The following is a 1,735-nucleotide window of genomic DNA, read 5'->3' as shown; positions in this document are numbered from 1 at the left end:
CTCCACGATGGCCCCCGGGGCCATCTGCTCGAAGCCCACCGCCAGCACGCACTCGGCCACGCCGTGCTCGATGGCCTGGCGGGCCAGGTAGAGGGCGGTGGAGCCGGTGGAGCAGTTGTTGTTGATGTTGAAAATCGGGATGCCGGTCATGCCGACCTCGTACAGCGCACGCTGGCCGCAGGTGGAATCGCCATAGACGTAGCCGACATAGGCCTGCTGGATGTCGGTGTAGGCGACACCGGCATCGCTCAGCGCCAGCGATGTGGCCTGGGATGCCATGACCGGGTAGGTCTCCGACTTTCCGGGCTTGGCGAAGGGAATCATGCCGACGCCGGCGACGATGACATCCTGGGTCATGAGAGTTCTCCGAGGTTGGGGGTGTTGCGCGCGAGTTCTTCGCGCCACGGTTGTGGTGAAAGCTTAGCAGCGCCGGATTGCGGCTCAGTGGATGATCCCGTCGGCTGCCAGTCGGGTCTGCTCGTCGGTCGAGAGCCCCATGACCTCGCCGAACACGTAGTCGTTGTGCTGCCCGAGATGCGGCGCTCCATCGAGGATCGCGGCCGGACGCGACATCGTCCAGGATGGTCCGACGATGGGGCGGCTGGCGCCAGTGGCATCGGTGACGTCGGGGTAAAAGCCTCGTGCCCACAGATGGGCGTCGGCGATCATGTCCATTGAACTCTGGGACTTGGCCGTCGCGACGCCCGCGGCCTGCAAGCGTGCGGCGGCATCGGCGGCCTCTTGCCCGGCGGCCCAGTCGCCGACGATCGCATCCAGCTCGGCTTCGTTGGCCTTGCGTGCGGCCAACGATGCGAAGCGGGCATCCGAGGCCAGTTCCGGTTGTCCCATCGCGCCGGCCAGCGCTTGCCAGACCGCATCGGATGACGCGGCGATGCCCAGCCAGTCGCCATCGGCGCAGCGGTAGGTTCCGTGCGGCGCCATCTCCCCGTGGCGGTTGCCGTCGCATTCGTGCACGACGCCGTTGAGCGCGTAGTCCATGACCGTGTCGCCGATCATGCTGGTCATGCTTTCCACGGCGGAGACGTCGATGAACTGACCGGAGCCACCGCGTCGCTTGTGCAGCAGGGCGGCGACACCGGCGAAGGCGGCGGCGCAGCCGAAGGTGGAATCGGCGTAGCGCACGTTCATGCCGCCCGGCGGTTCATCTTCGTTGCCGACCAGCAGGCTGACCCCACCCAGCGCCGCGAACAGTGGCGCGTAGCCGGTTTCCCGGGCCAGTGGTCCGTCGCTGCCGTACATGCCCATGGACACGTAGACGATGTCCGGATTCGCGGCCTTCGCGGCGGCGTAGTCCAGGCCCAGGCGCTCGACGGCGCCGGGTCGCAGGTTCTGGATGACCATGTCGGATTCGGCGAGCAGATCGCGGATCAGGCCGATGCCTTCGGCGGTCTTCATGTTGATCTGCACGCTCAGCTTTTGCGGATTCACCGCCATGAAGCCGGGAGCCTTGTTCATGTCCTTGACGCCGTAGACCCGGGTCACGTCCAGCGAGGACATGCTCTCGACGCGGATCACCTCGGCGCCCAGGAAAGCGAGCAGCTTGCCCACGAACGGGCCGGCCCAGACCTTGGTCAGCTCGACGACGCGCACACCGGCCAGCGGTCCGCCGCGCGAGGCCGGGGCGGGCGCGGCGGATGGGCGCGCGGGTTGGCGTGAGGGTTGGCGTGAGGGTTGGCGTGAGGGTTGGCGTGAGGGTTGGCGTGAGGGTTGGCGT

General features: G+C 67.4%; 2 protein-coding genes. Both read right to left on the bottom strand.

Translation table 11 applies throughout. The features are described from left to right. Positions 1-357, bottom strand: a 357-nt coding sequence (locus tag ABNS06_RS10260; protein ID WP_348674427.1) for a beta-ketoacyl synthase N-terminal-like domain-containing protein, incomplete at its 3' end; no start/stop codon positions are given. Between the two features lie 84 nt (positions 358-441). Then, positions 442-1,735, bottom strand: a 1,294-nt coding sequence (locus tag ABNS06_RS10255) for a CoA transferase (protein ID WP_348674425.1), incomplete at its 5' end; no start/stop codon positions are given.

Origin of the sequence: uncultured Abyssibacter sp. (assembly GCF_964000955.1) — a bacterium.
Classification (GTDB): domain Bacteria; phylum Pseudomonadota; class Gammaproteobacteria; order Nevskiales; family OUC007; genus Abyssibacter.
Note: the sequence above shows the minus strand (reverse complement) of the source record. Positions and strands in the feature narration are given on the sequence as shown.